The sequence below is a fragment of the Planctomycetia bacterium genome (assembly GCA_034440135.1).
Classification (GTDB): Bacteria; Planctomycetota; Planctomycetia; order Pirellulales; family JALHLM01; genus JALHLM01.
The window spans coordinates 1-8,631 of record JAWXBP010000357.1 but is presented as its reverse complement, the minus strand read 5'-3'; the positions used below and the strand labels follow the sequence as shown (position 1 = coordinate 8,631).

Annotated in this window: 8 protein-coding genes; 5 read left to right on the top strand and 3 right to left on the bottom strand. The window is 60.4% G+C overall.

The window, feature by feature from the left end:
• Nucleotides 1-2,068: protein kinase (locus SGJ19_21310; GenBank protein MDZ4782794.1), on the bottom strand; the 2,068-nt coding region annotated here is incomplete at its 3' end.
• Here SGJ19_21310 and SGJ19_21305 point away from each other — a divergent pair.
• The 3 genes from SGJ19_21305 (at nucleotide 2,067) to SGJ19_21295 (ending at nucleotide 5,391) form a co-directional block, all read left to right on the top strand.
• On the top strand, nucleotides 2,067-3,614 hold the full coding sequence (locus SGJ19_21305) for an FGGY-family carbohydrate kinase (protein ID MDZ4782793.1): 1,548 nt from the start codon (nucleotides 2,067-2,069) through the stop codon (nucleotides 3,612-3,614). The genes SGJ19_21310 and SGJ19_21305 overlap by 2 nt on opposite strands.
• 109 nt (nucleotides 3,615-3,723) lie before the next feature.
• Nucleotides 3,724-4,755: an aldo/keto reductase gene (locus SGJ19_21300; GenBank protein MDZ4782792.1), complete on the top strand. Its 1,032-nt coding sequence runs from the start codon at nucleotides 3,724-3,726 to the stop codon at nucleotides 4,753-4,755.
• Nucleotides 4,756-4,950: 195 nt separating this feature from the next.
• Complete coding sequence (locus SGJ19_21295) at nucleotides 4,951-5,391, top strand: universal stress protein (protein ID MDZ4782791.1); 441 nt, start codon at nucleotides 4,951-4,953, stop codon at nucleotides 5,389-5,391.
• 27 nt (nucleotides 5,392-5,418) lie between these two features.
• On the opposite strand, the gene SGJ19_21290 is transcribed toward SGJ19_21295, so the two are convergent.
• Together SGJ19_21290 and SGJ19_21285 are read right to left on the bottom strand one after the other, a co-directional pair.
• The gene (locus SGJ19_21290; GenBank protein ID MDZ4782790.1) at nucleotides 5,419-6,384 is read right to left on the bottom strand and encodes a hypothetical protein; all 966 of its coding nucleotides are present in this window, start codon (nucleotides 6,382-6,384) and stop codon (nucleotides 5,419-5,421) included.
• 136 nt (nucleotides 6,385-6,520) lie between these two features.
• Entirely contained in the window at nucleotides 6,521-6,907 is a 387-nt protein-coding gene (locus SGJ19_21285; protein MDZ4782789.1) for a hypothetical protein, read from the bottom strand.
• 414 nt (nucleotides 6,908-7,321) lie between these two features.
• Here SGJ19_21285 and SGJ19_21280 point away from each other — a divergent pair, with 414 nt between their 5' ends.
• Entirely contained in the window at nucleotides 7,322-8,251 is a 930-nt protein-coding gene (locus SGJ19_21280) for an SUMF1/EgtB/PvdO family nonheme iron enzyme (protein ID MDZ4782788.1), read from the top strand.
• Nucleotides 8,252-8,317: 66 nt separating this feature from the next.
• Nucleotides 8,318-8,557, top strand: coding sequence for a hypothetical protein (locus SGJ19_21275; protein MDZ4782787.1), 240 nt, complete (start codon nucleotides 8,318-8,320; stop codon nucleotides 8,555-8,557).
• Nucleotides 8,558-8,631 lie beyond the last annotated feature (74 nt).

Here is an 8,631-nt window from a genome sequence, read left to right as displayed (position 1 = left end):
CTAAGAGCTTGTCGTCGTCCCTCTGGATGAAATAGTAGAAGCAATTCGCACGGAGGACGATCGGATTCTCCGAATATTGCGCCAGTCTTTCTAAATCGAGCGACGCGTTGCTGAATGCCGCCTCTCTCCGAGGTGCGTCGGAGTTCGACGCAATCGCCAACGAGAGATTTGCCTCAAGTCTCACACTGATCAAATACGGGTTTTCTGGTGCATCAATCTTGTTCAATTCTTGAATGACGTGGGCGGCATCATCAGGATTGCCTGTGTCGGCCGCGCGAACAATTCCGCACAGAGCTTTGGCAAGTCGAGCCACAGCCGATCGACGCGACCGTTCCGGCGCTCTTTCGAGAATGTGAAGCGCTTCCTTTGGATCGCTGTCCGCAAAACTTAGTCCAAGGAATAAATAATCGGCCGGGGTTCGCGGCCGAAGTTTTTCAAGTTCGATCGACAGTTCGTCGAACGTCTGATAGTTGCCGTTTTCCAAATATGCCGACGCAAGAAGTGCTTTTACCGCAACACTGCCTGGCATTTGCCTCTGCGCCTGCTCAAGATGAACGACCGCTTCCCTGGCGCGTCCGCGATGCTTTTCGACCAATCCGCGAAGCATGTTCAGCTCGCCAGCTTCCACGCCAACATTCTCCGCCATTGTGATAGACCCCATTGCGGACTCAGCGTCTCCGCTCATCGCTTCGAGCATCGCTCGTTCGAGCGCGGCGTCTTGCTGGGCGGACAAGAGTCGACTACGGGCCAACCTTGATTGAGCGGCAAAATACGAAATTGCGAACAGCGCCAGCACTAGGCAAGCAAGCAAGCCCGATACGCCTGGGTGCCGTTTCACCCATTTCACCCCCTTCGCCAGCGGCCCCGCTCGGCGCGCCGCGATCGCGAAGCGGTTCACGTAGCGCCGCAAATCCGCGGCGAATTCGCCGCCGCTGGCGTAGCGGCGGTCCGGGTCTTTCTCCATGGCCTTGAGGCAGATCGTCTCCAGGTCCACCGGCACTTTTTTGTTCACGCGGCGCAACGGGCGTGGGTCTTTGTGGAGAATCTGTGCGAGCACCTGGTCGCGGCGTTCTCCCTTGAACGGCGCTTCCAGCGTGAGCAACTCGTAAAGCGTGGCGCCGAGCGAATAAATGTCGGTCCGCTGGTCGAGCGGCGTGCGACCGGCGGTCACTTGCTCCGGCGACATATAGGCCGGCGTGCCCAGCATCTCGCCGGTCGTCGTCATGCCTGGCTCTTCGAGCACCCGCGCGAGGCCGAAATCGTTGAGGGACAAGCGGCCGTCGGGTGAGACCAGCAAGTTGGACGGCTTGATATCGCGATGGACGATGCCTTGGCGATGCGCGTAATCGAGCGCATCGGCCACGTCGGCGATCATCCGCGCGGCTGTGTCGAAGAACTGCGCGTTGGAACTGAACGACGACGAAGTCCAGGCCGGCGCGGAGCGCGTTGTTTTCTCGTGGGAATCGTGATAGGCCGCCGTATCGAGCAAGTCGCTGTCGCCCAGCGAAGGTTCCGTCTCCAGCGGCGCGGTGCGCTCGCCACGCACCTGGCGAATCACCTGATCGAGCGACGGTCCTTCAACCAATTCCATGGCATAGAAATGGGTGCCGTCCTGGTCGCCCGTCGCATAAACGGGCACGATGTTCGTGTGATGCAACCGGGCGACGGCCGCGGCCTCCCGGCGAAAGCGCTGCACCGACTGCGAGGTCAGCCCCAACCCAGCGCGCAGCACCTTGAGCGCCACCAACCGATCCAACGACACCTGCCGGGCCTCAAAGACGACGCCCATCCCTCCGCGGCCGATTTCGCGGATGAGCTCAAAGTCCCCCAAACGATCGGCGCCCTGCGGTTTTCCGTCACCCTGATTCATGTGCCCACCCGGCGGACTCGAAGTACCGATCGCGACCCAGGCTATTATCCTCCCTACGCGACGATGCGCCCATAGCTGTGCTTTTGCTGAAAGTTGCGCGCGGGCGATCGCTTGCTCCCGCATTGCCGCCGCAGTTACCATGTCCACCTGCAACCCGCGCATCCACTTTGCTTCGAATCGCTCCAGGTAAACCGCCATGCCGTCCGGCCTTCGTCAGGTTCCTTCGAACACCATCATCACCGGCTGGGATTTCAGCACCGGCAGCGTCAAATGCCTGGCGTTTGATCTGTCCGGCAAGACATTGGCCGAGGTAAGACTTGGCACGGACCTTTGGCATGGCGATCCGGTGGAAGCGGGACGCAATGAGTTGAACTTGCTGCAACTCGAAGGGCAGGCCCGGGCGACGACGCGCGCGATGGCCGCGCGGTTGCGCGAGCTGGGTCGTCTGAACGACTGGCGCGCCGGCGGGATTTCGGCGACGCATCACAGCGCCGGGCGGATCGACGCCGATCACTTGCCGGTGCGCCGCGCGATTTGCTGGAACGATCACACGCTCGCCGAGTATCACAAGATCGGGCTCAAGCGGCTCGGCGGCCAGAAGAAGGTCGCGGAGTTGATCGGCGGTCCTTGGGCGATTCGTTATTCGCTCAGTCATCTTGTCAAGGACGAGGCCAAACTCTCGGCGCGGGATTGGAAGCGCACCACGCGGATGTTGCTACATGGTCCGCTGGCGGCCGGATATCTGACCGGCAACTTCGACGTGACCAGCGTTTCGTCGGCCGCCTCGACAGGCATCCTCGATTTTCGTCGTCGCAAGTGGCGCAAGGAAATGCTCGGCGCCCTGGCGGACCCGGAAAATCGCAAGCTCGCCTGGAAGCAATTGCCCACGGTCGTCGATCATTTCGAGCCAATTGGCTCGCTGGCCAATCACCTGGCACTCGAGGCCGGCATCGATTCCACACGGCGACCGCTCATTTTCCCGACGAGCGACGATCAACAAGCGGGGCTCGTCGGCGGCGGCGCGGTGGACGACGGGCAGATGGCGATCATTCTTGGCAATTCGGCGGTGGTGAATTCCTCGTCGAAACGCGTTCCGGAGAGCGGCAACCTGGACGTAATGTGCTTGAACTGGGGACCGTATCTCTGGATGCGCTGCTACAACAACGGCGCGCAGTTTATCGACCGCATTGTCGGCGCCGACGCCGATTGGAAGCAACTCGAAAAACAGTCGCGCGAAGTACCCGCCGGCTGCGATGGCGTGAGCGTGATGCCGTTTACATCGCCGGAACCTTCGCTCAAGGTCAGCGAGCCATGCCTGAGTTGGTCGCCGCGCGAGCCGAAGTCCCCCGGCGTGCGTTGCCGCGCGAGTCTCGAAGCGCTGGCGTATTTGATTGCGCTCGGCGTGCGCGAGCACGAACGCGCGGGGCAAAAGATCGAGCGGATCACCGTCTCCGGCGGCATCGCGCGGAGCGATTTGATGTGCGAAATCCTGGCGTCGGTGCTCGGGCGACCGCTGGAGCGCCTCGCCAGCGATGAAGGGCCGGCGCTCGGCGCGGCGGTCACGGCGCTGGCGGCGTACGAAACCTATTTGCGCCGACAACTCAACAACAACGAACCGTTTACCGTCGCGGACGCGGTTCAGCAACTTGTCCGCTTCCGCGGCGCGGTGCAACCCAACGCGGCGTGGCAGGAAGTCTACCGGCGCGAGCTGAAGCAGTTCGAACGACGACTGCCCCGCCGTTGAACAATCCCGCCGCGTTCACTAGCCCGTCGCGGCCCTATAACCGAATGTCGGCTGGCGCTAGAATGATGCGGCAGCGAAGTGGTCCAATAAATCGCAAAGGAAATGCGTCATGGAATACCGACAACTCGGCGGCTCTGGCTTCATGGTGCCGGCATTGAGCCTTGGCACGGGCACGTTTGGCGGCAAGGGGGAACTCTTTCAGGCGTGGGGCGCGACCGACGTCGCGGAAGCCACGCGATTGATCGATATCTGCCTCGAGGCCGGTCTCAACATGTTCGACTCGGCGGACATTTATTCCGCGGGGGCGGCGGAAGAGATCCTCGGCCAGGCGATCAAGGGACGTCGCGACGCGGTCATCATTTCCACGAAGGCCACGTTCCGCTCAGGCCAGGGACCGAACGACGTCGGTTCGTCGCGGTATCATTTGATCCGTTCGGTCGACGCCTCGCTGCGGCGGCTGCAAACCGATTTCATTGATCTGTTCCAGTTGCATGCCTTCGACGCCACGACGCCGGTCGAAGAAACGCTCCGCACGCTCGATGATTTGATTCGCGCCGGCAAGATTCGCTACATCGGCTGCTCAAACTTTTCCGGCTGGCACTTGATGAAGTCGCTGGCGGCATCGGAGCGGCACGGCTTCGCGCGCTACGTGGCGCATCAGGCGTATTACTCGCTGATCGGCCGCGACTATGAGTGGGAGTTGATGCCGCTGGGGCTCGATCAAAAAGTCGGCGCCGTGGTCTGGAGCCCGCTCGGTTGGGGACGTTTAACTGGCAAGATTCGCCGTGGGCAGCCGATCCCCAACAACGTCCGCATGCAAAGCAAGCTCAACGCCGATCTCGCGCCGCCGACTCCGGACGAACTGCTGTACAACGTCGTCGACGCACTCGATGAAGTTGCCCGAGAGCTGGGCAAGACCATTCCGCAAGTAGCGCTCAACTGGTTGTTGCAACGTCCGTCCGTCTCAAATGTGATCGTGGGCGCTCGCAACGAAGAACAGTTGCGGCAGAACCTCGGCGCGGTGGGCTGGAAGCTTTCGCCCGAACATGTGAAGAAACTCGACGACGCCAGTACGGTGACGTTGGCTTATCCATATTTCCATCAACGCGGCTTCGCGGAACGCAATCCGCCGCCGGTGTGAACGGGTCATAACCGCACGAAGTGCGCAGAAATGTCTCGCATTTCTCGCACACCGTGCGTCGAGCGTGCTAAGTCCGCACTCGAAATCGGCCTGTATGCGCCCTGCGCCCCGATTCGCACCATTTGGTACGCCGCGTGCAGATCGGATATAATGATGAGTAGCTAGTAGCACGCCCATCGCACGGGAGGAAATGCCATGAACGCCAAGAAAATCCTGTTCCCGACCGACTTCTCCACCTGCAGCGACGCAGGCCTGAGCCATGCCACGGCGTTGGCCAAGGAATCGGGCGCGAAACTGATCGTGCTCCACGTCGAAGAGCCGCCTCCCGCCTACGGCGCGGGCGAGATGTACTACGGCGTTCCGGACCCGGACAATCCCACGCTGCGCCGCATGTTGGCGGACGTGAAGCCGACCGATCCGTCGGTGCCGTACGAGCATCGCCTGGTGATCGGCGACCCGGCGTCGGAAATCGTCGCGGTGGCCGACGAAGAGAAGGTGGACCTGATCGTCCTCGGCACGCACGGCCGCACCGGCCTGAAACGATTACTGATGGGAAGCGTGGCGGAAGCCGTGGTGCGCAAAGCGACGTGCCCGGTGATCACCTTCAAGGAGCCGCACGGAGCGCCGGCGCCGTAGGCGTTGCGCATCGCACGTCAAAACGAACTAATTGCCGAGCGGGCTCTTGCGTTCTTTCCACGGCACGTCGGCGGCGCGTTGTTTGACGCGGAAGTCGACGAATTGAGCTAACTGCGTGTCCAGGCCGAAACTCCGTTCCGCGAGGATGTCCTTGCCTTGGAGTTTGGTGGGAAACCGCGAGAGCACAATCGAGGCCTCCTCGGGCTTCTTTTCGGCTTCGTTTGGCCGGAAGCGCTGGAGTTGCTTTTCCAATCGCTCCACATCTTTGAGCGACTTGCTGTCTTCAGCGCCGACTGCCATGAAGAACTGCACGCTACGTCGGAAACCGAAATTGTCCGGCTCGGCGAGCGCGTCTTGCATGCGCAGCCCCTTGAACACGGATTGCGGCGAAATCATCGCAATCGCGCGAACGTCCTGGCCTTGCTTGCCAGTGGTGAGTGTCGGCCAATTCCAATCGTTGCGGGCATAGAGCATCGCCACCGACGCGCCCATCTCAGCGCCGATCAGCGTGAGTTGCTCGATATTCAACTCCCCCTTGTGATGCCGCTCCATGAGAAACTTCTTGCAGGATTCCATGTCGAACGCGACCATCGCCTGGAACTGCTTGGTGTTCAACTTGTCGGCCGAGAGCGGGCGGTTGGAACCTTGAACAACCGTACTCTCGCCATGTCCGCGCAGGTCAGGGACCAACACCGCGGCGCCGAAGTAGTCGCCTTGGAAGTACCTAGCGAGGTACTCGAAATCGCGGCGGTTCCCCTTGTGCTCGTGCAGCATGATGATGGGGATGGTTTCCTTCCCCTTGCTGCCCGGGTAGTACGTGGCCTGCAGCAGAACTTCGTCCTTCGTGCGGATCTCCACGTTCTGCGGATCGGCGGCCTTGCCCGGCGTGGTCTGCGCGAACAACTTGCCGGACGAAACGGCGGCCAGCGCCAGCAGCGTGGCAACGAGGGCTCGCAATGCCCGAGGGCCCTTGAGGTTCCGCAGGTAAATCATGATTCCGCCTCGCACCGGGTTCCGTTCGTTCCGAGAGAATAGGGGGCCGAAAGCCGCCCCCATTCAGATTAGTTGTCCCGCGGAAAGGCGTCAACGCGGCGGGAAAAGACGACGGAAATCACCATTCCGGTCCAACCTACAATTCGGAATCGTCCTCCTCGTCCCCGAAATCGTTATTCTGCGGGCGCGGGTCGACGTAATAGATGCCGTGGAGCCGCAGCGAGGCCATCGCCTTGAGTACCCGTGGCCAATTACGGCCAAAGAGCGGGGCCTTTTCCTCGTAGAAGTTGGCCATCAACTGGACGTCGTCCCAATACGGCGGCGGGTCGTCGAGATAGACTTTGCCGAAATCGAGGAGGTAAGGCGGCTGTACAATCTCTATTTCGATAGCGAGGAGAACGTCATCGAAATCGACCAGTCGCGGTACGGCCAGGTGCGCCACCTTCTGGACTCCGGCATCGCGTAGCCGCAAATAGCAGTCGCGTTCCACCGAGTAGTTCTGATTGCGGTATAATATCTTCAAGGCCGACCCTCGCGACGTCGGCCAAACCATTCCGTCCGAGCCAAATCCCAGTGGAGATTGGAAGGCAACGGAGATTTGTCTAGAATTCGCGTATGCCTCCGCGGCCGCGATTGTTTTTACATTAGGAGCATTCACGCATGGTCTCCAATCACGGGCATTCCTCAAAAGTCTTGCTAACACTCTTAGTCGGCGACCGGGAATTCGGCTTATCACGCGTCGGGCCCGGGGAAGTGGGGCTCCGCGAATGTTGCGATCCTATCCCTCCCAGCGACGGCGCTATCGTAGTCAATATCGACGGCGTTGAACATCGCCGGAACGTTTTCTTCCCGAACGGCATCGGCACGGACGGGGAGCGGGTGGTGTATTTCTGATTCTTGCGACGACAGCACAAGGGCGCCCCGGTGAGGTCAACTTATGCGAACGCCAACACTTGGCCTGCTTTTGCCACTCTTGATGTGCTGTGTCGGCAACGCGGCCGAAACTGAAACCCCAACCATCGAAACCGTCCTCATTCAGGGGGCGACATTCACGATGGGCACGCCCTTGAAGCCGGGGGACAGTGAGTACCACGATGACGAAGCGCCGATGGAGGTCACCGTGGAGACGTTTCGAATCGGCAAGTATCCGGTGACGGCGAAGCAGATGTGCGCGTTCCTCAACTCCGAGCGGACGAACGAACTTGACCGGCGAACGCTTTACAATCACCAGGACATCGGAGAATACAAGTATTCGACGATCACCCTTGGCGATGATGGCAAATACGTTCCACGCGAGGGCGCCGAGGCAACTCCCGCAAACCAAGTGACTTGGAAGGGAGCGGTTCTGTTTTGCGAATGGTACTCCGAACAAACCGGAAAGCAGTATCGCCTGCCCAGCGAGGAATGGGAGCTAGCAGCACGTGGGCCAGAGCGAAGAAACTGGCCGTGGGGTGACGCGACTCCGGGGAAGAACCACGGCGAACGCTACGACCGCGAAGGTAGATTGTCATGGTCAAGGACTCCCGTCGGCAGCCATCCGAAGAATGCCACCAAGGACGGCATATGTGATTTGCTGTCCTACACCATTGGCGAGTGGTGTGCAAATGCATTTGAAGTCGACAATACTCCTGAGCAGGCGACTGACATCGCCGCGAACCTCGATGATTTACAGTCGCCCCGCGTAGTGCGTGGGTATCTTAGTCGTTCTTACCCGGTCGGAGGTCAGTTGCGAAGGCTGACAACTTATGGATGGCGCAGCCATTTGGGGCGACCTTGGACACGTGTTGGGATCGACCCCATGAAGGAAGTGGAAAGGGCAGCGCGCCATGGATTTAGAATCGTGGAAGTAGTTGCGATGCCGAACTGATCGCTACTACGTCTTCTACGCAATGCTCGTATCGTATGTCTATCAATCCGTCCGAGTCGCCAACCGGTGCCAACCCGTGCCAGCCGCCAGATCGCGCGACGACATGCTCGGCGAGAATCTCTCCTCGGCCTGTTCGCGCTCACGGTGATGAGTCTCATCTCCGGCGCATTGTTCGTGCTCGTCTCCAAGGTCATCGCCCCGTGGTCAGGCTATCCCCGCGTGGTGTTCGCGGTCTATATGACTCTGTTTCTATTCGGTTGCGCCATCGCGAGTGGCTGGGATCCTTCGGCGCTTCGACGAAAGTAGTCGTCAAGAACGTCGACTATAGAGCCAGAAGCGTCAGCGCGTGGCTCCAACTTCCAGCTGGGCCGGGGTTTGGG